Origin of the sequence: Oculatella sp. LEGE 06141 (genome assembly GCF_015207605.1) — a bacterium.
Taxonomy (GTDB): Bacteria; Cyanobacteriota; Cyanobacteriia; order Elainellales; family Elainellaceae; genus Oculatella.
The window spans coordinates 39,602-65,682 of sequence record NZ_JADEWO010000028.1 but is presented as its reverse complement, the minus strand read 5'-3'; the positions used below and the strand labels follow the sequence as shown (position 1 = coordinate 65,682).

General features: G+C 50.4%; 23 protein-coding genes. 11 read left to right on the top strand and 12 right to left on the bottom strand.

Going from position 1 to position 26,081, the window contains the following annotated elements:
- Positions 1-233: 233 nt before the first annotated feature.
- Together IQ268_RS18545 and IQ268_RS18540 are read left to right on the top strand one after the other, a co-directional pair.
- On the top strand, positions 234-1,511 hold the full coding sequence (locus IQ268_RS18545) for a bifunctional oligoribonuclease/PAP phosphatase NrnA (protein ID WP_193882276.1): 1,278 nt from the start codon (positions 234-236) through the stop codon (positions 1,509-1,511).
- A 17-nt stretch (positions 1,512-1,528) separates the two neighbouring features.
- A complete protein-coding gene (locus tag IQ268_RS18540) occupies positions 1,529-2,131 on the top strand; it encodes a chromophore lyase CpcT/CpeT (RefSeq protein WP_193882273.1) in 603 nt (200 codons plus the stop codon).
- A gap of 30 nt (positions 2,132-2,161) precedes the next feature.
- Here the strand turns inward: IQ268_RS18540 and IQ268_RS18535 are convergent, their stop codons facing one another.
- The 3 genes from IQ268_RS18535 to IQ268_RS18525 all read right to left on the bottom strand — a co-directional run bounded on the left by IQ268_RS18535 (position 2,162) and on the right by IQ268_RS18525 (position 9,603).
- Positions 2,162-3,889, bottom strand: a complete 1,728-nt coding sequence (locus IQ268_RS18535; protein ID WP_193882270.1) for a solute carrier family 26 protein — start codon at positions 3,887-3,889, stop codon at positions 2,162-2,164.
- 258 nt (positions 3,890-4,147) lie between these two features.
- A complete protein-coding gene (locus tag IQ268_RS18530; RefSeq protein ID WP_193882267.1) occupies positions 4,148-8,107 on the bottom strand; it encodes an Ig-like domain-containing protein in 3,960 nt (1,319 codons plus the stop codon).
- A 644-nt stretch (positions 8,108-8,751) separates the two neighbouring features.
- The gene (locus IQ268_RS18525; RefSeq protein ID WP_193882264.1) at positions 8,752-9,603 is read right to left on the bottom strand and encodes a DUF3598 family protein; all 852 of its coding nucleotides are present in this window, start codon (positions 9,601-9,603) and stop codon (positions 8,752-8,754) included.
- Between the two features lie 218 nt (positions 9,604-9,821).
- Here IQ268_RS18525 and IQ268_RS18520 point away from each other — a divergent pair, with 218 nt between their 5' ends.
- Positions 9,822-11,174, top strand: a complete 1,353-nt coding sequence (locus tag IQ268_RS18520) for a septal ring lytic transglycosylase RlpA family protein (protein WP_228035497.1) — start codon at positions 9,822-9,824, stop codon at positions 11,172-11,174.
- A gap of 168 nt (positions 11,175-11,342) precedes the next feature.
- On the opposite strand, the gene IQ268_RS18515 is transcribed toward IQ268_RS18520, so the two are convergent.
- The 5 genes from IQ268_RS18515 to IQ268_RS32995 form a co-directional block, all read right to left on the bottom strand.
- Complete coding sequence (locus IQ268_RS18515; RefSeq protein WP_193882256.1) at positions 11,343-11,978, bottom strand: Crp/Fnr family transcriptional regulator; 636 nt, start codon at positions 11,976-11,978, stop codon at positions 11,343-11,345.
- A 116-nt stretch (positions 11,979-12,094) separates the two neighbouring features.
- Positions 12,095-13,657, bottom strand: a complete 1,563-nt coding sequence (gene trpE / locus IQ268_RS18510; RefSeq protein ID WP_193882253.1) for an anthranilate synthase component I — start codon at positions 13,655-13,657, stop codon at positions 12,095-12,097.
- A gap of 226 nt (positions 13,658-13,883) precedes the next feature.
- Positions 13,884-14,312: a photosystem I reaction center subunit II PsaD gene (locus tag IQ268_RS18505; RefSeq protein WP_193882250.1), complete on the bottom strand. Its 429-nt coding sequence runs from the start codon at positions 14,310-14,312 to the stop codon at positions 13,884-13,886.
- A gap of 198 nt (positions 14,313-14,510) precedes the next feature.
- Positions 14,511-16,169 carry a hypothetical protein gene (locus tag IQ268_RS18500; RefSeq protein WP_193882247.1) on the bottom strand — a complete coding sequence of 553 codons (1,659 nt, stop codon included), beginning with the start codon at positions 16,167-16,169 and terminating at the stop codon, positions 14,511-14,513.
- Positions 16,170-16,404: 235 nt separating this feature from the next.
- Positions 16,405-16,539 carry a hypothetical protein gene (locus tag IQ268_RS32995; RefSeq protein WP_255527226.1) on the bottom strand — a complete coding sequence of 45 codons (135 nt, stop codon included), beginning with the start codon at positions 16,537-16,539 and terminating at the stop codon, positions 16,405-16,407.
- A 150-nt stretch (positions 16,540-16,689) separates the two neighbouring features.
- Between IQ268_RS32995 and IQ268_RS18495 the strand changes: the two genes are divergently transcribed.
- From IQ268_RS18495 to IQ268_RS18480, 4 genes are all read left to right on the top strand, one after another.
- Positions 16,690-17,046 carry an iron-sulfur cluster assembly accessory protein gene (locus tag IQ268_RS18495; protein ID WP_193882244.1) on the top strand — a complete coding sequence of 119 codons (357 nt, stop codon included), beginning with the start codon at positions 16,690-16,692 and terminating at the stop codon, positions 17,044-17,046.
- Positions 17,047-17,337: 291 nt separating this feature from the next.
- Positions 17,338-17,760, top strand: coding sequence for a M48 family metallopeptidase (locus tag IQ268_RS18490; protein WP_193882241.1), 423 nt, complete (start codon positions 17,338-17,340; stop codon positions 17,758-17,760).
- A 280-nt stretch (positions 17,761-18,040) separates the two neighbouring features.
- A complete protein-coding gene (locus IQ268_RS18485) occupies positions 18,041-18,232 on the top strand; it encodes a hypothetical protein (RefSeq protein WP_193882238.1) in 192 nt (63 codons plus the stop codon).
- 253 nt (positions 18,233-18,485) lie between these two features.
- Positions 18,486-18,734 carry a hypothetical protein gene (locus tag IQ268_RS18480; RefSeq protein ID WP_193882236.1) on the top strand — a complete coding sequence of 83 codons (249 nt, stop codon included), beginning with the start codon at positions 18,486-18,488 and terminating at the stop codon, positions 18,732-18,734.
- Between the two features lie 195 nt (positions 18,735-18,929).
- Here IQ268_RS18480 and IQ268_RS18475 read toward each other — a convergent pair whose 3' ends face one another.
- Both IQ268_RS18475 and psb28 read right to left on the bottom strand, forming a co-directional pair.
- Positions 18,930-19,856, bottom strand: a complete 927-nt coding sequence (locus IQ268_RS18475; protein ID WP_193882234.1) for a TIGR01777 family oxidoreductase — start codon at positions 19,854-19,856, stop codon at positions 18,930-18,932.
- Positions 19,857-20,063: 207 nt separating this feature from the next.
- Positions 20,064-20,441, bottom strand: a complete 378-nt coding sequence (psb28, locus tag IQ268_RS18470) for a photosystem II reaction center protein Psb28 (protein ID WP_193882232.1) — start codon at positions 20,439-20,441, stop codon at positions 20,064-20,066.
- A gap of 127 nt (positions 20,442-20,568) precedes the next feature.
- On the opposite strand from psb28, the gene IQ268_RS18465 reads away from it, so the two are divergent.
- The 3 genes from IQ268_RS18465 to IQ268_RS18455 all read left to right on the top strand — a co-directional run bounded on the left by IQ268_RS18465 (position 20,569) and on the right by IQ268_RS18455 (position 23,756).
- Positions 20,569-21,321 (top strand): diacylglycerol/polyprenol kinase family protein, encoded by a 753-nt coding sequence (locus IQ268_RS18465; RefSeq protein ID WP_193882230.1) that lies wholly within the window; start codon positions 20,569-20,571, stop codon positions 21,319-21,321.
- A gap of 146 nt (positions 21,322-21,467) precedes the next feature.
- Positions 21,468-22,172: a hypothetical protein gene (locus tag IQ268_RS18460; protein WP_193882228.1), complete on the top strand. Its 705-nt coding sequence runs from the start codon at positions 21,468-21,470 to the stop codon at positions 22,170-22,172.
- Positions 22,173-22,613: 441 nt separating this feature from the next.
- Complete coding sequence (locus IQ268_RS18455; protein WP_193882226.1) at positions 22,614-23,756, top strand: AI-2E family transporter; 1,143 nt, start codon at positions 22,614-22,616, stop codon at positions 23,754-23,756.
- A 52-nt stretch (positions 23,757-23,808) separates the two neighbouring features.
- Here the strand turns inward: IQ268_RS18455 and IQ268_RS18450 are convergent, their stop codons facing one another.
- On the bottom strand, positions 23,809-24,768 hold the full coding sequence (locus tag IQ268_RS18450) for a LysR family transcriptional regulator (RefSeq protein WP_193882224.1): 960 nt from the start codon (positions 24,766-24,768) through the stop codon (positions 23,809-23,811).
- 184 nt (positions 24,769-24,952) lie between these two features.
- Here IQ268_RS18450 and IQ268_RS18445 point away from each other — a divergent pair, with 184 nt between their 5' ends.
- Entirely contained in the window at positions 24,953-25,255 is a 303-nt protein-coding gene (locus IQ268_RS18445; RefSeq protein ID WP_193882221.1) for a hypothetical protein, read from the top strand.
- Between the two features lie 87 nt (positions 25,256-25,342).
- On the opposite strand, the gene trmB is transcribed toward IQ268_RS18445, so the two are convergent.
- Positions 25,343-25,978 carry a tRNA (guanosine(46)-N7)-methyltransferase TrmB gene (gene trmB, locus IQ268_RS18440; protein ID WP_193882218.1) on the bottom strand — a complete coding sequence of 212 codons (636 nt, stop codon included), beginning with the start codon at positions 25,976-25,978 and terminating at the stop codon, positions 25,343-25,345.
- Positions 25,979-26,081 lie beyond the last annotated feature (103 nt).

The following is a 26,081-nucleotide window of genomic DNA, read 5'->3' as shown; positions in this document are numbered from 1 at the left end:
CCTGTAAAAGTACTGCTATTTTCAAGATCTCAACACATGCATATTCAGCCTTCCGGAATCGGGAGGCATAGTCCAGGAGATAGATTCTAGCAGACGGAATGTCGCTTCTACATTTTTTTGCGAAGATCAAGGGGTGTCCCTTCTCTCACCCTCAGAAACTATCGACCCGCAGGCACTGTATTGATGGGATATGACGGCAACAGTTTACTAGAACCTTTAACAACCGCGACTTTATGCAATCGAACTCGCTCAAATCCCGTGACAGTTTGCCCGCAAAGGCGAAAGCAATAGCAGAAAGTTCTAGCTTGAACGTAAACGCCGAGGACGACGGCGAATTTGATGGTGAGCTTTCTAATCCAAAATCGAATACCGTTTCGCTAACTCCACAGAGCCGACGATTATCTGAGCAGAAAGCAGAGGCTCTGCGCGAGGTACTGGAAAAGCATCGGGGTGAGCGCCAGCTTGTCATTTTGCAAGACTTCCCCGATCCAGATGCCCTCTCAAGCGCCTGGACTTACAAGCTCATTGCCGAAAAGTTTGATATTCGTTGCGATATTGTCTATGCAGGTGCATTGAGCCACCAGGAAAACATCGCGCTCGTAAAGTTGACGGGTATTCCGATTCAACGACGGCCTGTACAGGCGATCAAAGACAAGGATTTTGCCCCGTATCAAGGTTCTGTCTTCGTTGACAACCAGGGAACAACTACCCAACTGTTGCCGCTGGTGCAGCAGGCTGGCATTCCGGTGACAGCGGTGATTGACCACCACACAACCCAGGGCGAGCTGAATGCAGAATTTGAGGATATTCGATCGCAAACTCGGGCAACGGCGACGATTTTTACCCAATATCTGCAAGCTGGATTGTTGAAGCTAGACAGCAGCAACGGTGAGCATATTAAATGTGCTACCGCCCTGATGCACGGACTGCGGTCGGATACCGATCGCCTCATGCAAGCTCAGGAAGAGGACTTTTTGGCGGCTGGGTTCCTCAGTCGATTTTACGACGCGCAACTGCTGAGTGCGGTGTTGCAGGCATCGCGATCGCGCCGAGTCATGGATGTGATCGAGCGTGCGTTGCGAAATCGTACGATTCAGAACAACTTTTCGATCGCTGGAGTGGGCTATTTGCGGTATGACGACCGGGACGCGATTCCACAAGCGGCTGATTTTCTTGTGACCGAGGAGAACGTTCATACGGCAGTGGTCTATGGCATTGTGCATGATGAAGACGAGGATCTAGAAGTGGTCGTTGGCTCCCTCCGTACCAACAAGATCACCCTTGACCCGGATGAGTTCATTAAAGAAGCGTTTGGGCAAGACACGCAGGGGCGCTTTTTTGGCGGTGGGCGATCGATGGCAGGCGGGTTTGAGATTCCCATTGGCTTCCTATCTGGCTTCAACGAAAACGCCGAATATACCCGCATCAAGTGGGAAGTGTTTGATTCGCAGGTCAAGCAAAAGCTGCTGCGGCTAGTGAATCCTGAAGAAGGTATGATCCGCACAGTGTAATGCTGTAGTAGGCTCCAATGCTTTACTCTCAAACGCTAACAACCCTGGCGCAGTGGCTAGCCGGAGAATTTGAAAACCAGGTGCAGGCGCAGGATCAGCCAGCATGGTTTGTTCATTTGCGGCTTTGGCATCGTCCCATTCCGCACTCGGTTGAGGGCAGTTTGGCACTATTTGCCGAGCAAGCAAATGTGCTTTACCTCAACCAGCCTTACCGCCAGCGGATTCTTCTGTTGAAGGAAACGCAAGATTGGTCAACGCTTCAGGCGCAGTATTTTGCGTTTAAATCACCCAGTCAGTTTAGCGGGGCAGGGGCCGATCCAGAGAAGCTGCGATCGCTCTCAATGGATGACCTTGAGTATCTACCGGGATGTGCTTTAACGATCGCCCATCAGTCAGATCGGTTCACGGCACAACCCGCCCCAGACGCAACGTGCTACTTTCAATACGAGGGCAAAACACGGCAGGTGGTTCTGGGGTTCGAAGTGAGCCAGAATCGCTTTCTCAGCTACGATCGAGGCGTTGATCCAGAGACGGGGCAGGGGCTATGGGGAGCGTTGATAGGAGCTTACGACTTTAGTAAGCGTCACGATTTTGCCGCAGAGCTTCCTGCAACTGGCTGAGCGCTCAAAAAATAGATTGTTTTCCCAGAACTATTCTGGTCGTTCCATGCGGTTGCCCGCTGGGTGGGCGGCTTCAAAACGGGCGATCGCAGTATGTAAGGTTGGATAGACATGATCGACGCCAATGGTCATCAAAAGCCCCGATCGCTTGAGTTGAGCATAGAGGTCTTGCTTGACCCGAGCCATTGCAAATGTAATGTTTTGGGACGCTAACTCTCGATGCAACTCGCTCAACATATCAACTGCCGTAATGTCGATTTCAACGATCGCTTCTGTATTCAACACAAACCACTGTACGGAAGATGTTTCGGCGGCGATCGCTTCTAACGCCCGTTGTTTAAAGTTTTCGGCATTAGCAAAACAGAGTGGGGCATCATATCGATAAATGACCAGACCCGGTATCGTAGTTGCGCCCTGCCAATCTTGAATATCGTGGAGTCCCTGTAATCCTGGTACTTCGCCAAGCACAGCATCATGAGGGCGGGCAACCCGAGCAAACAGATCGATTACAGACAGGCCAACTGCAACCGCAACACCGACTAAAATATCCGTTGCTAAAACGCCGATGGTTGTAATTAGAGCCAATGCCAGTTCAGTCCGCCGGAACTGTTGTAGCCTGATAAACTCTGGCACTTCGATCAATTTGGTAGCGGCAAAGATGACGATCGCCCCCAGCGCAGCATTGGGAAACAAGGCCAACAGCGGACGCAAAAACAGCAACACCGTAACCACCACTACCAAGGCAACGAGTGAGAACACCTGCGTTTTGCTGCCCAGGGAATCGCCAATTACAGTGCGGCTACCGCTGCTACTGACCGGAAATCCCTGGAGCAGCCCAGTCCCCACATTAGAAAGTCCCAACGCCAACAACTCTTGATTGGCATCGATTTTGTAGCCGTTACGAGCGGCGAAGGCTCGGGCTGTTAAAGCGTTGTCAGAATAACCGACGATCGCAATTCCAATGGCAGAGGCAATCAGCGAAAGCGCATCGTCCAGTGTCACTGACGGCAGTTGAGGATAGGGCAAGCCTGCGGGAATTGCTCCAACAACGGCAATGCCTTTCTCATCAAGATTGAATAGAGCCACTGCCGCCGTGGCCAGCAGCACTGCTATCAGTGGGCCAGGAACGGTGGAAAATCGCCGCTGCACGATAAACAGAAAACTCAAAACCAAAGCCGCCAAAATAAAAGTCGGCCAGTGAATCTGGTGCAAACGGCTCAAAAATTCTTGCACTTCCCCCAATATCGTTTCGGCTTCAAAGGACAAACCGCTGATCTTACCCAACTGCCCTGCAATCATAATTAGAGCGACCCCGGCCATGTAGCCAACCAAGATTGGTTTAGAGAGCAAGTCAGCCAGAAACCCAAGCCGAGCAACATACCCGACCACACAAATTCCTCCCACCGTTAGCGCTAATAAGGCGGCAAGACTGGAATAGTTGCTGCCATTCGGCGTTAACAGGGGGGCGATCGCCGCTGCGGTCATGACGGCTGTGGTTGACTCTGGGCCAACGGAAAGCTGGGGAGATGACCCTAACAGCGTGTAAATGATCATGGGTGGAAGAATAGCCCACAGCCCTGCAACTGGTTCAACCCCTGCCAGTTCCCCGTAGGCCATACATTGAGGAATCAAGTAGGCAGCAACGGTCACTCCTGCCAGCACGTCCCCCCGCAACCAGTGTTGCTGATAAGACAATAATCGTAGCAACCCCGGTGGGAGAGAGCGGACGGACGGAGTTGGATTTGATTTAGCGCTCACAGATGCTCTGCCGTTTGGTAGGGAAAGGTATTATACCGCTCAAATCAGCACAGTTTTAGCGTTTCCCAGTTTCGCCAAGAGCAGACCAGTCCTTCACTCTTAGCAAGTCTTCTCTCCCTTCAACCAGTTTATGGAACGATCGCGGCTGGCGATGTTGTGGTGCAGCGCTACCAGTCAGTGCTTCATGCAATCAAAAAGACCCCAGAAGCTTCGCCTCTGAGGTCTTAATTAACTAGCAACTACGGGGCAGCTAATGATTTATCCAAGGATAAAGTTGGTAGAACTAACGTTGTCTACAGACACATTCTGTAACGTCATCAGGGTCGTGAAGGTTGTGCCACTACCGTTGCCATCACTATCGATTTTCACCTGAGTGCTAGAGCCAACTTGCTCCAGTTGAATATATTGTTTGAACTGAGCAAAGCGGTTGTCAGCGCTAAACTGAGGTGCTTTGAAGATAGAGCGCAGGTCAATCAAGTCATCGGCACTTTCAAACTTGCGGATGCGATCGACTCCATCCTTCAAGCTATTGAAGACAAATGTATCTTTGCCCTTGCCGCCAACCAGAGTATCGTTCCCGGCTCCACCAACGAGGACATCGTCACCATTGCCGCCAAGCAGACGGTCTTTGCCACCACCACCCAACAGGCGATCGTGTTTGCCGTTGCCGAAGAGGCGATCGTTACCACTTCCACCCGTGATCCGATCGCGGCCAGCACCACCACGGATATAGTCTTTACCAGCACCGCCGCTGATTTTGTCGCTACCACCCATACCAAAGAGGCGATCGTCACCTCCTAAGCCCTTGAGCCGATCCTTATTGACCCCACCGCGCATGTCGTTGTTGGCATTGCTGCCCATCATCGCATTGCCCCGCTTACCGTCGCCCAATTTGATCGGGGACAGTGCATCGGCGGTGTAGCCAGTTAGCCAGGTGTTGCTGTCTCCAACGGTCAGGAGGTTGCCAGCCAGGTCAGTTACATCCCCTGGCTTCACGCTAATTTGGTACTCCCCACTGCTGGTAGTCATGCCCGGGATATTGGACAGTGTCCAGGTTTGGTTGTCTGTGCTGGTGAGGGTCGCACCTTGAAGGAATACAGGTTGCCCTTTGAGGGTGAGTACCAGGTCTGATAGATCCAGCTTGTTTACCGCTTCACTGAATTGGAAGCTGATCGCGTTGATGCTGCTGTCGCGTACCGTTGCACCATAGTCAAGAATTTTGACAGTGGCAGGTTTGGTATCGATTACAAGCGGAGTTGCTGGGGACGCCGCGCTGACATTACCAGCCGCATCGATCGCTTTAATCATTACGTCATAGGTGCCATCAGCCAGAGTTGTTGGTACCTTGAACTCCCATTTGCCTTGAGAATCAACGGTCGCCTTGCCTAATGATGTATTGCCAACAAAGACCTCAAAGGTGCTGCCCGGATCGCCTGTGCCGCCCAGGGTCGGTGTAGCATTGTTGGTCAGGTTGTTCTGTTTAACTACACCAGTATTGCTACTATCCGATAGCGCGGGAGGAGTAGACGGAACGGTAGGCACGCTCGTCACAATCTCGACCAGCAGTTCAGATGATTTGGTGCTTTCGTTGCCTGCTGGGTCAGTAAAGGTAGCAGCGATCGCCCGCTTCCCGGCACTCAGGGTAGAAGTAGTGACTGACCAGGAGCCGTCAGCGGCCACTGTGCCTGTACCAACAGCAACGCCATCAGCATAGAGGGTTACGGTATCGTTAGCAGTGCCGCTGCCGGGTGCGCCAATAAATTTAGGTGTTGTGACATTGGTGATGTTGTCTGTGTTAGAGGAGCCAGTGTCGCTAGCCGCATCCAGGTCAGGAGCAACAGCCGGAGCTGACGGAGCCGTTGTGTCGATGGCGATCGTGACGCTGCCAGTAAGTTGCAGGGTTGGATCACCTGGCATTCCACCATATTCAACAACATAACCCTGGATATTGCTGAGGCTAAGAGGATAGTCATTCCATTCGCCATTTGCCAGGAAATGCGCGTAATCCTCATTCCCCGCATTGTTGGGTTCCGCTTCCGCCCAGTTTTGGTACGAAGCGCCAACAACATTACCCGTTGTTCCATTCCCGAGCCAAAACGGCTGTCCGGCTTCTGGGCCGGTTTGCCAACGCCAATCGCCTTCGGTAGCGGCATCGCTGGCTCCCATCCAACCCTGTCCCTGAAGCTTGCTAGCAATAAACGCATTCTCGTCAGCAGAGGTGACGGTCGTCAGGTAACCTTGAAGCCCAAAGTAAGTTTTGCCTTCAGCCGCGACCTTAGCATTTGTCCAGCTAATGCCATTTGCAGTAACAAACTCATAGAAGTGACCATTGTCAGGATTAGCCAGGGTTGAACCCAACGAGAACTGGATGTCGCGAGAGTTGCCTGAAGGGGTGCCGTTGCTGTAGTAGGTGACCTGACGCAATGCTTCCTGATAGGTGGCCGAGGAGGCCGCACCCGTGAAGGTCATCACGCCGTTAGCGGTGTTGTAGCTCCAGTTGACTGTTTCATTGCCTACTGTGACAGCTCCGCTGGTACCCGTTTGTCCTGCAATACCTAACCGATCTTCATTGGCGTTGAAATTAGTACCTACTGAAACTCTAGCGCCATCTAAAGTTCCACCTGTGATGTTGAGGTTTGCATCCACGATGCGGGGGACACTGCCATTGGTCGCGGCTGGAGTACTAGACAGACTCAAGCTAGGCGGAGTGACAGCATTGATAATCAACTCATCGGTTGTGGCATCGGTTGCTGATTCATTGCCAGCGGTGGCGGTTACTGCCACATCGTAGGTGCCGTTTGGTAGCGCCGTGGTAATCGTGCCGTTTGGTAATCGCCATGTGCCATCTCCATTGTTGATCGCGTCATAGGTGGTACCATCAACCGTTACCTTCACCGTGGCGCTGGGGTCAGAAATAGTGCCTGCGATCGCTGGTGTATTGTCAGAACTGTTAATGGAGGTAACTGTGACTAAAAGCGCATCGCCTGTAGTGTTGATCACAACGTTGAGTGGCTCGGAGGCAGCACTAACATTTCCAGCAACGTCTGTTACAACCGTCTTAATGCTGTAAGACCCTAAAGCGAGAGGGCTGGAAGGGGTGAACGTCCAGACACCAGACCCATTGGCTGTAGCGGTGCCTAACGAGACATCTCCATTAAAGATTTCGACTGTGCTGTTTGCTTCAGCCGTTCCAGTGAATGTGGGGGTCGTATCACTAGTAATATTGTCTGAGTTAGAAGAACCAAGATCACTGCTGTCTGCTAAATCAGGAAGAGAGGTGTTGGCGATAGTATCGATGGTTAGAGTTAAAGCACTTGAGGTGTCAACAACATTACCAGAGCCATCAAGTGCTTTAACTGTGAGATTGTAAACACCATCTGGTGCAAACGCAGTAGGAACTGTCAAACTCCAGTCACCAGAGGAGTCTGATGTTGTGGTGCCGAGCAGAGTCGTTCCAGAGTAAATCTCCAATTTTTCGTTAGGAGCGGCTTTCCCATCTAGTACTGGAGTCGTCACTGAAGTGATGTTATCAGCATCAGAGCCCCCTGTATCGCTGCTTGTTGCTAAATTGATAGTGAGAGGGATGTCTGGATCAACGGATGGATAGTTGATGATAGATGGACTGAGACCACTCTGAAAGTCCAGAGCATTGTTTGATGTATAGTTGACCGTTTGCCACTGGAGGTCAATTTTTCCACTACTGCTGACAATGGAGTTGTAGAGGTTGGTTAATACAGTGGGATTCTGAACCAACCACCAACCTGTTTCCAATACACTATTGCCAAATCCTACTTGTAGAGAACTTGAGGTGGCGTTGCCTGATGCATCGTGAACATAGGTTTGAACGTTGGTTAAATCTACTACGTTGCCGACGCTATTAAACTGGAGAAAAGCACGATTGTGGTCTTGTAGTCCAGGAATGGTATCACCATCGGAAATTGTGATCCGCACAGCCATTTCTTGAATGCCGCCGCCAAGCGCAGCAATGGCTCGTGGTGAAAGGGTTGCACTTGTTAGAAGTTTTGTGCCGTTACCACTACCATCAACGATGCTATCTGTGCTGAAAGCGGGTAAGTCCTTCGCTGAGTAATAGGCAGTAACGCGGGCACCATTTACACCAACGAAGTCGTAAATAACACCACCAACAGGAGGGACGGCAATATCAATTGAGGTGCCGCCGTTAACAGGAGAAGTTGTGAAGTAGGATGGTACGGGCATGAGGATGTATTGACCTTTCTTGACATGAAGTTTGCAACAGTTCTAAACACCGCATCTATTGCTAAACTGCAATGCGGCATTGGGAAGATCTGAAGTTATGAATTGCTGGGGGAGAATGGCAGATTGCTCAGCTAAAAGATGCATAACAACTACGTTGCCGAAAGGCATCGTTTGTATCGCAATTACACCTGCGGGTTGATATGTACCTTTGTTCGCTAACCTTGCTAATTGTTTACAGGGATGAAGGTAAAGATGATTGTGACTTCAGGCCGTATACAAATGAGGGGTTTGTCATTTTCAGACTAGTAAGGTTAGCCGTAAACCTGAATTGAATAAAGTTTAGATAGATGTGTGAAAACAACTTCAAATGCATCTTGCATCTATCTAGAGTCAGATTTCCCAAATCTTGGTGAGGACTATCGCTTTTTTGGGAAGTTCATTGATCCTTGAAAGAACTAACAGTAGCTTGGTCTATTGCTTACATGTCGGCTCTTTTGGTTATGTAAAACGAGTCAAACTTCGTTTTACGAGACTTTTACCTACTATTAAGGGCACGAAAGATTGAGGACACTGCTAATCTTACTGATGGCCCCTCTGGTATGTATTTTCTTGGTCAAGCGATCGCCATTCATTCAACAGTTGTTCTAGGCGTTCACTTTTTGTTCGGTGACCAAGGTTAAGCTAACCCAACCGCCTTGAGCGTCGTAGCTGCGAATAAGGCGTTGCCGCAAATTCGGGGCAATTAACCATCCGGCTTCAAGAATGAAGGGTGCCTGTCTGGGAATCGTTAGTGGTGTGTTGCAGGAGGCACCGTCTGGCAGCAGCAACACCTGGACGGGATGAGGACCCTGATTAAATAGCAGTCTCGATCCGTCAATTTGGGCGGTTGAGGTGAGTTCTCGTCCCGGCATAGTGAGAGATTGGTGGAGGCGATTGCCCTCAACCCTCAGTGTCAAGCTGGTAGAGAACGAATCGGGCGATCGCCAGTCTGTATAGAGCGTTACAGCGTCTCCGTGCCAGTGTCCCAGGAGTTGCTCTAGCGTCAAATGGGGACGTTCGGGGGCAAACGTGTCTTGCCGCTGTTCGCGGATTAGCGTCAAGCTTGAAAGGTTGCTAGTCTTGTCAAACAGTTGAACCAGCCGCAGACGGCGATTTCCTGGAGCCACTGCACCAATATTGTCAATAAAGCCAAACTCAGCACCAAACTCGGCCAATGGCCCAAACTGGATTGACCCTTGCGAAAATGCCCCGTCTTCGTGGAATAGCGTGCTGCGGTTGAGGGAAGCGTACTCTAGCACTTTTTCTTCCGTCACAGCTTGCCTGTCCGGCGAAAAATATTGGATCGTCTGCCGCATCGTTTCGTTTTGATTTATTCCAGCCAGAGTGACGCAGGTAGGAACATCGTTTACCCACTCGCCATGAGGAGATAACCGGGTGAATGAGCCTTGCCACGCGCCCAGGTGCTTCAGCAAACTGTCCCATTGGGATAATGTCATGACGTGTCAATGTTTTCCTTTGGTTTACTATGACATGGCGCAGTGATCGTACTGATTGCAAGTTTTTAGTTCACTTGAGCTAGAATCAACCCACTTTGGGCAGACTTTGATTTGCGGGGTTTTTCCTCTCCGGATGGATATATTGGTTGCATAAATCCGTATAATCCTTTACTGTTCAAGTTTTTTTGACGCCATTATCGAAACGTTCTTTACAATTTATGAACTTTTTTGGGTTTATCTGGGTCATCTCCTACGTGAGTAGTCTGCTTGCCCCCCAGGCTCCGTTCAGGTTGACAGAGTCGTTGTCTAAGGTTTTTCCTGTTAAACCTTTAGCGTTTATCAGCAATACTGTTATCAGCAATACTGTCGGTCGCTCCACCAAACCGGAACGGTTTCGGGACACAACAGCCACTTCAAACGCTCGTACCCCCCAGACTCATTCACCTGAGACTAATTTGCACCTTAAGCCTGGGCACTCCCGTCTTAATCCCCAGTTTCAATCCTTTCGACCTTCTCTAGGTTGGTTAAATTTGGCAGAAGCGCCCTCGCATCTCGACTGGAGTGGGCGATCGACCAATTCACCGATTTATCAAACCGTCCTACCAACCTCAGCGTTTCTAAACTTCTCCACTTCAGGACAAACAGAAGAGCCGCCTCGCGGAGTCAAGCGCATCTTGGGGCAACTTTCGCGCTGGCAGAAGAGCATTATTGATCACAACCTGACAGCCTCAACGGTCAATGTCGTCCGAACGAGTCTTAGCAAGAGCGAAGATGGCAATAGGCAGGAGCAAGATGCCGAGCCTGGGCAATGTAACGTCCAGCAGGTCAGATCTCGCTCGGACAAGCCGTCAGGAGACGGGTTTGAGGTTTGGGTGAAGGGAAAATCGATCGCCAACTTGCCTAACCGTAGCAAGGCCGATTTGCTAGCCCAACGGATCAAGCAAATGATCCAGGAACCAGATTTTGATCCTCATGATCTGCGGCCAACGGTCATAGAAGATGTTCCCGCTGGCAAGGCAGGTAGACATACGCTGTTTTTAGTGGATCGACAAGTTGCGGATTCACTGAACCAGAACAGTGATTTGATTGCGATCGATTGGATAAACAATCTGCGTGATGCTTTAGGTGTGCCCACCTTGTCCTTAGCAGATGCTCAAACAAAACTGTATGGGCTAAAGTCCACTGGCAAAAAGATGGAGGGAATTGCGTCCTGGTATGGCCCCTACTTTCATGGTCGGTTGACAGCAGCAGGTGAAATTTTCGACGAAAACGAGTTGACAGCAGCCCATCCAACCCTGCCATTCAACACTTACCTTAAAGTGACCAACCAGAAGAGCGGCAACTCGGTCATTGTCCGGATCAACGATCGCGGCCCCTATGTAGACAACCGCACACTGGATCTGTCACGCGAAGCCGCCCGCTGTCTCAACAGCGAGATTGCAGGTGTTGTTCCCTACAAAGCAGAAATTATGGAGATGGCTCCTGTAGGGACTGAACCGAGCAGTCGCCCTGTTGAGACGGATAATGAGACACCACAGCTAGCCTATCGTCGCCTTGCAGGACAGCTCTAGATCTCTACAATGCAATTACAATGCTATCTATCGCGCTATCTGCACTGTAGAGGCTTATAGAGAATATTGGTCAATGTACCAACTTGTGCTGCTGCCGCCCAAATCCCCCATTGCGAAGGGATTACTGAACCGGAAATGGGGGCTTTGGGGATGAAGGCGAGGTGAGTTTTAAGCCAGATCAGCGTGGGGAGCCAGAACAATGTGACGATTGCTGTCAATCGATAACCAGCCTTCCTCCTTCAGTTGGCTAAGAAGCCGAGTTACCGTCACGCGAGTTGTGCCGATCGCATTGGCAAGCTGCTGATGCGTTAACCTGACGCTTAATCGATTTCCATTGGGAGAGGGTTGACCGATTTCTTGCTTTAGCAATAGCAACAGATGCCGCAGCCGATCTTCAACACGACGATAGCCTACCATTGCCAACACGGCTTCTGTTTGGCGCAACCGTCTGGCAATGTGGCGAAAAATACCCTTGGCCAGCATAGGAGATTGCTCAATTTCGGCCAGGGTTAACCGCATCAAGTCTGCATCCGTTAAGGCCACGGCCTGGTAAGGGCGAATGATCGTTAGCGGTAACCCAAAGGGCATTGACGGACAGGCCAGCCCTAACAAAGCTTCATCACCACTGTCGTAGAAGGTGCCAAGCTGCACCACTCCCCGACAAACAACCCAGACCTCATTTGGCAACATTGGAATAGCCTGCCCACTACAGTAAGGGTGCAAACTTCGACCCTGGTAAAGCTCTTCTAGAAGTTGACGCAAATCGGGCTGAGGAGCCGTTTCCAAGGCAAAGGAGTGGAGCATAGCGGTTGCAGACTCAAGGTGTGCCGACTGTGGAGATACTGCACACCTTACTGTTGGGGGCTAAAGGATGGGTAATCAGCAGATTGAGACGAGGTAATCAACAGATTGAGAACAGGTTAAGCTTTTCTCAAGCAGCGAATTGCTTCTAACATGCCTCTGGCTTTATTGAGGGTTTCTTCGTACTCCCGCTCTGGCTCGGAGTCGGCCACCAGCCCTGCCCCAGCCTGAACGCTAACAAGGTGGGTGCCATCGGGTTGACTGCGAACAACCATTGTGCGGATGGCGATCGCCGTATTGAGCTGCCCCTCAAAGTCGTAATAGCCATAGGCACCCGAATATACCCCACGACGGCATGATTCCAGATCGTGAATAATCTCCATTGCTCGAATTTTAGGGGCACCGCTTACGGTTCCTGCCGGGAAACATGCTTTTAGTAAATCCCACGCTGTTTTGCTTGCCCCAAGCTGACCCACCACATTACTAACAATGTGCATGACGTGAGAATAGCGCTCAATCACCATCAGTTGGTCTACCGTAACCGTACCGCTGGCGCAAACCCGCCCCAAATCATTGCGACCCAGGTCAACCAGCATGACATGTTCTGCCCGTTCCTTAGGGTCCTGGAGCAAATCCTCTGCAAAGGCAGCATCGGCTTGAGGGGTTTTACCGCGCGGTCGTGTTCCGGCAATGGGTCTCAGGGTGGCGATCATCGTCGCGTTGGGGTCAGGCGATCGATCGGCCTTGACCATGACTTCTGGACTGGAGCCGATAATTTGCCAGTCTTGAAAATGGAAGTATGCCATATAAGGCGATGGATTAATCAACCGCAACGAGCGGTAAAGCGCAAACGGGTCGCCGCTGTATTCGGCTGAAAGCCGCTGCGAGATCACCACTTGAAAGATATCGCCAGCCTGAATATGTTCCTTTGCTCGATTCACGCTGTCGCAAAATTCTGCTTTGGAGACGTTGCTGCTGTAGGTCAGTTCTGGGCGATGCTCTTCTGGTGCGGTGCCATCAATGTTGGAACGGGGTGGTGTCCATTCCAGTACCGTATCTCGTCCAGATAACGGCAGTTGTAGCTTGCTCACCAGTTGGCTAACTCGTTGACAGGCATGGTCGTATGCCTGTTTCAAGTCTGTTGCAGGGTCGCGCAAGTCTGCATAGGCGATCGCCCAAATTTTACGCTGCACCTGATCAAAAATCAGAACTTGATCGACTTGCATCCACAACCCATCGGGCAGATCAGTTGGGTCGGCGGCATAGGTAGGAACGCGAGGTTCAACCCAGCGGATCAGTTCATATCCCCAGAAACCAAACAAACCGCCAATTCCGGGCGGCAGTTGGGGCAACGTTACCGGGTGGAAAGGCTGTAAACAGGTGGTCAGCGCCTGAAACGGATCGCCTTCAAAGCTCTGCGTTGCGCCATTGCGATAGGTTTGAGTGGTACGATCGCCTTTTGTTTCTAAAATCCATAGCGGATCGCATCCGAGCAAACTATATCGTGCTAAATTCTTGCCCCCTTCCACCGACTCCAGCAAAAAGCTGTAGGGTTGTCCGGCACACACTTTGTACCAGGCAGATACAGGCGTTTCTAAGTCAGCTACCCACTCTTGGTAAACCGGCACGAAGTTACCCTGCTGCGCCAGTGCAGTAAACTGCTCAAAACTGGGAAAAATCATGCCTCTACCCCTTTGCCACTACATAAACCTTGTGAACGAAAGCCATTAGCAACAGACTCTTCTGGCTATTGCCATGAACCCATCTAGTAGGGTTGCGACCGATCTTAGCCCAGCTCTCTCCTTAAGACACGCTAAGACCATAAAAAATGAGAGCAGGAACAAGATCCTACCCTCAATCACCTTGAGTATTGACGGGATAACAGGTGTTATCTAAATGGATAACGAACTAGGCTTCGTAGGTTTTACGACCGCTAAACTTCAGAGTTGCCGGATCAGGATTGCTGCCGATGTTGCGATCGATCTTGCCGTTGTAAGGACGACCGGGATTCACCTTCTCAGGGAATACGCCATCCTTCGGATGAAGATACTGAGTCTCACCGCTGGGAAAAACGCGGTAGATTTTGTAATCGTCTATTCTAGGCTTGAACTTAGTCCGCAGTTGCGCCCCAAGAGCAAGACACTGCTCCTTGCGCGCCAAATACAGCAGGTTGTCACCCTGCCGCATGCTGGCCGCTCCACCCGTCGGCATTTCAAACACCTGTTCTTTTGGGCTAGTCCAGGTAATTGCGTATTTCTCTTCTACTTCTGCTTTAGTTAGGAGACCGCCTGTGCTGCCTCCAAATATGGGGGTTTGTCCAGTAAGAGTTTCTGCCATGAATTTTTCGCTGAACAGTTTTATGGAATCGTATCACTCAAGATTTACACAAATCGCGACTTTATCAGGAACTGTTACAGATCTTCAGAGAAGGCTGGCAAGCGTTAAGTCCTGGCTAAAAGGGCTTGAATATTCAGAGCAAGTGTGCCTTTGCCCCCTAACGCGGCTGGTATCCAGCGACAACTCAAAGCAGGGCATTTACTCAAACTGGGGGACTAGCTCTAGTGGCCCCAATCCCAGGTCGCCCGGAGAGAGCGATCGCGCCTCAAACAGAGCCAGCATGTCGTTAAAGCCTGGATTGCCTCTGGAAGCCCCTTTAAGGCCACGGGCTATGACCAACCCGCAGTATCCTTTCGTTTTTTTGCAGCGCTGATCCCACTTTTGCCGAGCTTGAATATGCACTGGGTCATCTTCCACAAACTCGCCAAACAGGTGCAGTTCCCCGTTTTTGGTTTGCAATACGCCCAGGTCGTAATGCTGATTCGCAAAAGGATCAGACCCCGGATTAAAGCAAATTGCCTCTAACCCGCCCGCTGCCTGTAGCCCTTCAATTAACGCCATAGCTTTGGGACGGGAGGTTTGAATAAGAATGACCGGGAAACCGTCTGCCTCTGCCGGAAACTCTGCCTCTGCCGCTTGATGAACCTTAACACCAGCCCGCAGCAGTTCTAATACTTCCCAGGGCATTGCCCCAAGACTGTAAAAGGAATCACCTGGAACCAGATCGTCTCGCAGAATGGGAGCGGTTTCTAGATCCAGCGCACCTTCCTGGAGCGCTACTTCTGCGGACATCTCAAACAGTTCCTCTGCCAGTTCTGGCATGGTCGATACTTTAACCGAGATTTTTTTCTTGGCATCGGTAGGGTTAGCAATGCGGTAGCGGTTGCTTAGCACCGGGAAGGCATCCTGTTCTAGCTGAGGCAAATGCTGCTGAAAAAAGCGATGCATTGCTTGTAGCGCTACCAGTACTGCGATCGCCTCATCGTCGTAGAGTACCGGGCGCATTCCTTCCAGCGGATGCAGATTGCCAAAAGACGGTTGAACTCCTGTTTCGGCAAAATAGGAGGCGATCGCGGCTTGCACTTCACTGGAACCTGCTCCAAACGGTTCCTCTGCCAGTTCGCTGGATTGGTCGTAGGTGATAAACAGGCAGTCTTGCGCCAAGAAAGCGCCCTCAAGCTGTTTAGGGGAATCTTCGGCCATCAACACACGATGGCGAAATTGCTTCAGCGAATCAAGCGATCGATACATCAGCAGGCCGTATTCCATGCCCAGCATTCCTAAGATGGAGACATACAGCGTCTCCACATCGCCGTAATTTAGCTCCACTGCAACAATTTTTTCTTCGTCTAGCACTTCCCACGGTGCATCCTGCCAAATTTCGTAGGCAACCTTGAGGATATCCTCCATCAACTCAGCTGGAATCTGGGGTGGGCGGTTGTTTGCAACCTCTTGGAACTCGTGGAAGATTTCGTCAATTAGCGGCAACTCCGGCTCATAATCGATAACAATATCCAGTTCTTGTAAAACGCCACGCAAAAAGAATTGCAGTTCGCGATCGCGTACCACAATTTTTTGAGGACGAGCCGGACGAGCCGAACTGTGCGGGTTTTCCATCGCTCGCAGCAGCGTTCGCACCACGGCTTCATGTCCCATTTCTGGGGCAACCAAATCCATTGCTCGCACCAACCCTTCAGTGCCGTCCACCCACAAAACACAGTCTCCCCGTACATCGGTATCGGCTTCCAGGCTGGCGGTTAGCGTCGGAGTAAGCATCCGGCGATCGCCTTCCCACACACTGGGAACTTGGCGTAACTTCTGTAGCCGATGGCGGGTAGAGCGGTTAAGGGCAGTCATATACTAACCAGTGAAGTAGTCAACAAACACAAGATGGCTGAGGTAACAGCCGCACATACACTTAAAAATGAAAGCGATTCATAAAAGCATTCATTAAGTTTTCATCTTAAACACTGATGAATACTCTCGGTTAAGCATTATCTCAAGATGGCGTTACCAAAGTTGCGCTGGGTTAATTTCCCAGCACTCCGGCCAAGCCGTTGCTTCGAGCATGAAGCATACGGATACGATCGGATTACTGGCTTAAGTAGCCATCCGTCAGACAAACATAGTGGCGATCGATGAACCGCTGTGGCATCATCACAAGTGTATAAAAATGCAGAACTCGTTTGTCTCTGAGGCGATCGAGTTGCCGTGAATCCGTTACCATCGGGATAATGGTGATTCAGATTGGGCAGCTTTAAGCCAACTGCTTTAAGCCAACTGGTTGAATCTAGTCAGGGTGCGTTTTAGCATCCGTTCGTTCAACTAGTTCAACCATAGCGAAATCTTTTGATAGAAGAGGGAGTCTCGTAGACCGATGACACAAGCAATTCAACCTAAACAGAGCGGTATTCAAATTACAGAATCAGCCCTTCGGCAGGTTCTATTATTGCGGGAAAAGCAGGGGAACCAGGATCTGTGCTTACGTGTTGGGGTACGCCAGGGAGGTTGTTCTGGCATGTCCTACATCATGGATTTTGAAGACATCAGCCAGGTTCGGGAAAATGATGAAGTCTTCGACTATGACGGGTTTAAGGTGGTTTGCGATCCAAAGAGTTTGCTGTACATCTATGGGATGATGCTCGACTACAGCGATGCCATGATTGGTGGGGGCTTTCAATTCACCAATCCCAACGCCAATCAAACCTGCGGCTGCGGCAAGTCGTTCTCCTAACTATCTCTCAATCAGTTTTCAATCGGCCATTGCGCCGAACTGCGATCGCCTCAAGGTTATCGTCCTCAAGGTTATAGTTTTGCACGCTATCCAGGTCAACTTCGATCTGGATTTGTCGTTTTTAGGGGCAATCGGCTGTTCACAGATTGTTGCGTGAGTTGAAGGTAGACTGGTAGTTTCAAGCGTTAACCGTGACTGGATTGATTGCTGGTAACGGTCTGCAACTACCGGATTGAGGCCGTTGAGTTCACCAGGTTACGCGTCTGTTTATGTGCACTTGTATCATTTCCTATGACTGAAACCGTTGAAACGTTATTCGACCAGGGGCTAGAGCGCTACCAGGCCGGAGAAGACCCTACCTCACTGATTCCTTTGTTTAAGGATGTTTGCGAGCGTGCCCCCAAAAATAGCCCCGCCTGGACATGCCTTGCCTGGCTATATTTGCTAGACAACAAACCCTCTCAAGCTTATAAGGCCGCGCAAAAAGCCGTAAAGCTGAATGCCCAAGACCCACAAGCCCGGATTAATCTGGCGATCGCCATGCTAGAAACCGCGCAAAAAGGAGTACGGCAGCATGTGGAAATTGCGGAACAACTGATCATGGCAGTGCCAGAATTGCAGGAAGAAGTTCAACGTAATTTTGAAGAAGGATTAAGCAGAAAGCCAGATTGGAAGAGCCTTAAGCGGGTTCAAAGCTGGTTATTTGAAGCTTAGTTAAGCAAACTCTAGAGAAACAATCCCTGGTAACCTGCCGATTTGTCGAAGCAACCCACACCGAACGGCTGACTTGCCAGGGATTATGCCAGGGATAGAGGGATTTAGTTTGCTAGCAGCAACCGTTGCGTTTCATGTTGCTAGCGGCAGCGGCGCTCAAGATAAATTAATAAAAAATCCGAAAATCTAATGATAAGATTCAGTGAAGTCAAAGATTAGCTGCTCTGATAGCTAATCTGGCCGTTGTCAGTCTTTTAAAAAATTTAAGGAGTTGGAAACTATGTTCACTGATCAAAGTGTTCAGGTTAAGCCAGATACTCGTAACCACAAAGGATTTTTTGTCCAAGATGCGTCCTACAAATTCATGGGAATTGACCAGTCCGGTTGGGCTTTGATCTGCATCGACGATGCTACCTGCCACTATGTAGATCCAGATAATTTGCAAGATTTTGAAGAGCAATTTGAAGCATAACAGGAGCAGCGAAAGCAGCATCTTGAACCAATTTGATATTATCCTGCTTCTACTGATGTGGCTGTCCTCCCTAAGAGTTCAGCCATATTTTTTGTTGCGGCCTTGCCAGCTCGAACTATAGACTGTGAAGGTAAAACGGCGGGCACGGGAGCAATTCAACTTAATCCTGTAACCGTTAACTTTTGGTTTATGCGGGGTTAAAACCCCTGGTTGCCAGGTCTTTTTGTTTGACGATTTATTAACTACCGTTCGCATGAGAACTAAATTTTTAGAGTGGTTAAATTGGGCACTCGTTGTGAACCTGTTTTTGGTGTTGTTCAGCTTTTTTTGGCTGGCGATCGCCGTAATTGGCCGTTCGTTTAACTTATCTCTAGGGCTTGATCTTTGGTATCGCCTTTGGGAACCCGTTTTTACTCCGGCAATTGGTATTTTGATGGCAGGAGCTATTCTCAGCGGTATTGCGAGTTGGCTCAACCAACGCTTTGGTTCTAAATCGGTTTAGCACCCAAAACAACACCCATACTGGCATCTCAGTACGGGTGTTGTCCCTGGAGAGACTTTATGAAGTCAATCTTAAACTTTGCCACGTCTGGCAGAATTGGCTTGAAAGTTCCTTCCAGGGAGAATTTGAGGATGAATGCAGCACGTTTGCTGCTTTCAAAACATCCTCTTAGGGTGGGTTATCCGTTAAGCAAGATTAGGTGTGGCTAACTACTTCCTGTAATGCCTGTTTGACGGTGGGGTATTGATACGAAAACCCGCTTCCCTGAGCCTCTTTCGGCACCACTCGCTGGCCTTCTAGCACAACTTTAGCGGCATCGCCCAAGAGCAACTCCAGCGCAAAATCAGGCACAGGCAGCCAGGAGGGACGGCTGAGCGCTTCTCCTAAGGTCTGGCAAAATTCAGACATTCGTACAGGATTGGGAGCGGTTGCATTCAGTACGCCGTTAATGCTGGGTTGCGTTAAGGCAGCAAGAATCAGGTTGACCATATCCTCTCGGTGAATCCATGAAAACCACTGGCGACCGCTGCCAATGGGACCACCGGCATAGAGCTTAAACGGTAAGAGCATTTTGGCGATCGCTCCCCCCATGCCCAAAACAATTCCCGTTCGTAAGATCACCAGACGGGTGCCATTGGTTGTAACCTTCTGTGCTTCGGCCTCCCACTCCTGGCACACCTGCGCTAAAAAATCATCTCCAGGCGGACTGGTTTCATCAAAGGTTGCCGTTTCGCTGGTGCCGTAGTAGCCCACCGCCGATGAATTAACCAGCACCTCTGGTTTGGGATTAGCCTGCGATATGGCTTCTACGATCTTTTGTGTCCCAATTTTGCGACTTTCTAGAATGCTTTGCTTACGTTCGGGTGTCCAACGCCCTTCGGCGATCGGTTCCCCTGCCAAATTCACCACGGCATCGCAACCTGAAATCAAGCCCTGCCACTCGCCGGACGCTAATGGGGTATAGCCGAAACTCTCGACGCCTGGAAAGGCGGTAGTGGGAAACATGCGCCTGGCGCGATCGGGATTACGCGTCAAAATTAGCGTTTGATGCCCGTCTGCCTGTAGTCGTTCTACCAGGCGACTCCCTACAAATCCGGTTGCCCCGGTCACTGCTACCTTCATAAAACCTCTATTAAATTCGTATGTGTAAATCTGTATAGATTAATGTTGCTGCCAGAGTAACATTGAGATTGTGCCAGCCCCAGAGATGGCCTCAGTAATGACCTCAGTAGAGGAATAAGCCTCCAGGGGAAGTGATCCAGGCTTGGGGCATTTGAGGGGCGATCGCCGCACGTTTGCTACATGGCAACATTCTCTGCGCTTTATCACTTAATTCTGGTTGGGTTCTCCGTAGGCCATGCCGTTCGACTCGGCATAGCGGTGCATAAATCGCATGAATCGCTCCCAGTGGTCATCACGAGCGATATCAAAGCGGCATTCCACTCGCTCCAAGTCGTCTCCTTCGGGGCCACTAAAAATGAACTTGACAGAATCTGGCTCAACGTTAATTTCACCTTCAGAATCGACCAGGCGCATAGCGTTAGCAAAGCGATTGGTATAGCTTCTAAAGCGTTCAATAGATTTGAGGGTTTCAAACTTCATTAATACGGTACGAACTCCCGTACCTTGATGCCGCCGCAAACTAACATCGCTTAATTCTTCGGAAATTCCCTCGAAAAATTGAATGGAAGGACGATTGGAATCCATAACAAAATTAAACAAACCTTAAGGTTCAGTATACAGAAGCGCTGAACGAGTTGATCGAGGACCGTTAGCCATTGAGCAAAATCCACTAAAGTGAAGAAAAGCTTCCCCTTTATCCCAGCATTCACCGTTGCTAAGTTCATTTTCTTGGGTCACTACTGCACCAGATCTATGGCTGCCCATTGGGATTATTGCCGTCTGGTTAGGAACTGTGGTTTTGCTTGCAGAAGGTCTGCATCGGTTGAAAGTAGCCGAACCAGAACTGGTGCGAAAGATCGTTCACATTGGCGTTGGCAATGTCATTCTGCTGGCCTGGTGGTTTCACATCCCAACCTGGCTGGGGGTCGGCGCATCGGCATTATTCAGTGCGATCGCCCTGTTGTCTTACCGCATTTCAATTTTGCCAAGTATCAATAGTGTTGGTCGCAAAAGCCTGGGCACCTTCTTTTATGCGGTTAGCTTTGGTTTGTTGATCGCTGCTTTCTGGCATCGGTACCCCGAATATGCAGCGCTTGGCATTCTGGTCATGACATGGGGCGACGGTTTGGCAGCACTGGTAGGGCAACGGTTTGGACGGCATCACTACAAGTTGTGGGAAATGCAGAAAAGTATGGAAGGGTCACTGGCAATGGCTGTCGCCAGTTATGTTGTCAGCAGCACCATTCTCTTCAGCGTGCAGGGCAGCAGTTGGCAAACCTGGCTCATTCCAGTGGCGATCGCGATCGCCGCAACGGGGCTGGAAGCCTTTTCCAGGTACGGAATTGACAACCTGACGGTACCCTTGGGCAGTGCCGCGATCGCGTTTCTGCTCAACCAGGGAGATATGACCAGAGCCTTAGCACTTCAAGTGGTTGAAGCGTGCTGGAAATGCTTATCTGCCTGATAGTTCCCTGGATGCGATGAGCCTTTGTAGGTGCTTCTAGCGTGCAGACTCATCAACCGTTGGTCTGGCGGAATATAACGCTACAAAAAGAATAAAGAGATTTGTTAAGCTTTTAGCAATCTCCTCCTTTTGACAGAAGCACCTGAATGAGCTTTTTCAATTTAGCCGAGCCTCCGTTACGCCGCAAACAGGACGCTCTCGATGTTCAAGACCAAACTGGACTCTGGCAACTTCGCTGGCAAATTGGGCAAATAACGCTGCTATCCCGGTTTTATACCCGCGTCGATCAAATCTTTGTGATCTGGGGGCTGATTACAGCTCTCATTTTTGTGGGCGCACAATTTGCCCCCATTAGCTGGGTAACTCAAGCTTACCTGTGGTCAGGGTTGACCCTGGTTGGCGTTGTCGTCATGACTGGGTTGGCGTGGTTTTGGGTATCGGTAGAACGGCTACGCTGGGTAGTCTATAGCTGGGCTATCTTGATGCTGCTGGGAGTTAGCTTAACGGATCTCAGTATTTTCCTGAGTTGGTGGTTGGTGTTGATGTACCTCTGTCCTCTCTGGTTAGGTTTAAGCGCGATCGGTTATTTCAGCATGGGGGTGGGGATGCGATCGCGCACCTTTTTACTCACCGGGCTGATTCACCTGCTGGCAATGGGTTTAGTGCCCCTGGCTGCCGGTTGGCAATTTCTAGCAACGGCCAGTGTAATGGCAGGCAGTTTGCTGTTTTTGGCTGAAGTGCAGTGGGACATGCGGCCTCCGATTGATTTTAGTGGACTGACCCTGGCACAACGGCAATTTAACCAAGCCCAGCATCGTCTTCGGCAACTACAGCCGCAGCGGTCTACCTGAGCAGAATTGGCACCTGTCAAGTGGATGATTTTGGCACGAGCCTGACCGTCTAAAATTCGGGGATAGCAATCGGAGATGCCCAACACAACTTGCCTGACCTTGCCAGAAAATGATGCAAAACAGGGTTAAAGGTTGAGTTAACATAGCGTCTTTATAAGAGGACGTTTGAAAGCAGCAAATGTGCTGCGTTCGCCCCTTTGCTAGTAGACCCAAAGGGCTTTAAGCCCCCAAGATTGAGGGACTTCCAAACCAGTTCGGTTTCGAGATCTCCAGCATTGGAAGCTTAGCGCCTGCGGCAAGCCAGAAACGGCATCGGTTCAAGCTCAGCCCTCGTCAAGCATCCTTCTCAGACAATGGCAAAACTCCTCTGGCAGTCCACACGCTTTACCAAATAGCTTTTTCTGGCGATCGACTCTAGATCGTTCTCACCAAGTAGGCACTATGAAACTGGGTCAGTGGCTGGGATTTCTCTGTCTCACAATTTCGTTGATCATCCTGTGGCAAATCCGGCAAATACTGCTGCTGATCTTCATGGCAGTGGTGCTGGCAACCGCTCTTAACAGTTTGGTGCAACGGTTTCAGCGATCGGGTATAAAGCGTAGTAGAGCTGTGCTGGTGACCCTCAGCCTCATGCTGTTGCTCAGCGTGCTGTTTGTTGGCCTGATTGTGCCGCCATTCGTTTCCCAGTTCTTGCGGTTAGTTCAACTACTCCCCCCAGGAATTGAACAAGCTCTGAACTGGGTTGAAACGCTTATCAATCGGCAACCTGATTGGTTTAGCCAACTGGAACTGCCCAGTGCTACAACACTGACCCAGGAATTGCAGCCGCTAGTTCGCAATTTGCTGCAAAATTTCTTTGCTCTCTTTTCGAATTCGCTGACGGTGCTGTTGCAGTTTTTGCTGGTGATGGTGTTAACCATTATGCTGTTGGTCAATCCCCTGGCCTACCGCGATGCCTTTATTATCCTGTTCCCTTCCTTTTATCGCCGGCGAGCCGATCTAATTTTGCAGGAGTGCGAAATTGCCCTAGGTAACTGGTTTGGTGGGGTGCTGGTCAGTTCACTTTGCGTCGCTTTGTTAAGCGGCATTGGGCTGTGGGCGTTGCAGATTCAGCTTGTTCTAGCCCATGCGCTGTTAGCAGGCTTGCTCAACTTCATCCCTAACATTGGGCCAACCCTGAGTCTGGTGTTTCCGCTGGTGGTGGCGCTGCTGGATACGCCCTGGAAGGCGATCGCCGTCATTGTGCTGTACTTAATCATTCAACAGTTTGAGAGCTATTGGATCACGCCAACCGTGATGGCTCGTCAGGTGTCTTTGCTGCCTGCGATCACGCTAGCAGCACAAATTTTCTTTGCTAGCTTTTTTGGCTTTTTAGGATTGTTGCTGGCCTTGCCGCTGACGGTCGTAGCTAAAGTGTGGATTCAAGAAGCGCTGATTAAAGACATTCTCAATCCGTGGCGAGGCAGCGCTTCCCATCAGTTGGTGGAATCAATCGAGCCTCATGGGAGTGAGGTGGTTGTGTCTCCAACGACTCCCAGTTTGCCAGAAGCACCTGCGATCGATGAGATCAACGACCCAATTTGAGCGATCGCCCTGGTATTGGCCCAGAGGCAGTTAACCGAGCCAGCCATCTGCTCTAATTCCAGGACGCTTCAATTTTGAGCGATTCTTGCGGGTCGTTTGAACGAGGCGCTTGCTTAAGCTGACCCGCCTCAGTCATCTGCTTTAGGGTTTCTAAGAACGCAAAGACAGCCGGTGAATGCAGCGCTCGGGCAAGTGTAGCGACTCGAATCACCCGCTCTAATGGAACGGGTAACCGCCGGATCTGGACATTAGATGGCAACGGCTCGGCGGCTAACCGGGCAATGATCGTTGCCCCTAAGCCTTGTGCCACCATACCCACCAGAGTGGAGTCTTCTTTAATGCGGTAGGCGGCTTCAAGGTTGTGTCCCAGTTTGCTGAGGTAGGTGTAAATCAAAATGGCACAGTAGTCATTGTCCGGCGGCAAAATCAGCGGATACTGTTTGAGGTCATCCCAACTAATACTTTCACCCGGTACGTCGGCATCGGGCGGCAACAGCACAAAATACTCGTCGCGCAAGATTTCCCACGCTTCAAACTCGTCTGAAGTGGAAATACAGGTAAAGCCAACATCGGCTTGACCTCGTCGCAGTGCTTCTTCAATGCCATCATCACCGCTGTATTCGGTAACAGTGATGGCGATCGCCGGATAGCGTCTGCGAAATTCCACAATGACGCAGGGCAACACGTGGGTTGCCACGCTGCGAAACGAAGCAACTCGCACCTGCCCACCCTGCAACCCTTTAGCAAGTTCGGCCTCTTTGCCAACGGACTCCAGCAGATACAGCATTTGCCGAGCAATGGTCACTATCCGTTCACCCACGGGCGTTAAAAATGCGCCGTGCCGCCCGCGCGATAGCACAATTACCCCCAGTTCCGTTTCCAAGGTGGCAATTGCATGGCTAATAGCAGATTGAGACACTTCTAGATGCAAGGCAGCTTCACTAAAGTTGCCGTGTTGGGCGATCGCGACTAATGCCCGCAACTGAGACAATTTGACGTTATCCAGCTTCATGTGCCCACCCATTTAGGTCCCACGTTTACCCTGATTTTCGCGCAAATCTCTCATCCAGTCAGGGGATTATCTATGAATCTTTTTCATGAAAGAGATTCATAGTACCTTTTGAATCCTGAAACGGAAGTTCCTAAAGTGAACGCATGGATGAACTCGCACCCTTACCGTCCACGAGGAGATTTCGATGAGATCAGCAGCAGATTTTTCAGACCAGCAACGGTTGCAGGCGATCGCCAATTTAGAGGCACAGTATCGCTCAGAACCGATCCAACCATCCCTGCAATCTACGGTGATTGCTCGCCTGCGGCAGACCATTCAAGCTTTTATAGTAGCGATCGCGGGTAGTTCTGAACCCCAAATTCGTCAACTGCGCGATCGCGATGGCAACGTGCAGTGGCGGTCTTACGACCCAATCACCGGACAAATCAACTTCTTTAGCTCCGAAGTAGAAGTCCGAACCTGGCTGGAGCAGCGTTACTACCGCTAAATTATGAGCCAACGGTTAATCAACCTGGCAACGTCGATCAACGTTGCCATCCCAGAGAGACGTTCCAACTGGAACGTCTCTTTGTGTTTAAACCCTGACAAACGCAGCTCGATAAACGGGTTCTCCCTGTGCCAGGGTCGATTGCTCTCGCTCTGTTGGCACAGCTAACGGATTGGCAGCAAGCCACGGCTGCTCGCCTTGCTTCATAAAGGCAGAATGGGCACCGAGGCGATCGCGCATCTCGGTTGCAACCGTTTCAATATCCGACTGAATCAACACCATACCGCCACTAACCAGATAGGCGGCTAGGTCTGTAACCAGTTCGGGCTGAACCACTCGCCGCTTTTGGTGCCGTTTCTTAAACCACGGATCGGGAAATTGAATGGTCACCCGCTGCAAAACGCCCGCAGGCAACGACTCCAACAACGGTCGCAATGAGTTATTAACGTTGCAGAATAAAAAATGTAGATTGGTCAACCTTAGTTCGTTTCGTTCCGCATTAGCCTGAACAACCAGCGGTTCACGAATCTCAATCCCCAGGAAGTTCCAGCCTGGTTCCTGCTGCGCCATGTTAATTAAAAACTGTCCTTTAGCACAGCCAATGTCTAAATGGAGCGGCTGTTGCAGGTTGGCATAAAGCGATCGCCAGTCGGGAGGAGCCGCAGGCGTTTGGTATTTTTGACTCAGCGGATTAACGTGTTGCCGAACTCGAACCGCTGCCACTGTTTACTCTCCACAAAACACAACAAATCGTCGCGTGCAGGTCATCCCTGAGGGCGATCGCCGCCGTCTGCGGCAAAATTCACTTATCCACTGTAGATCGAAA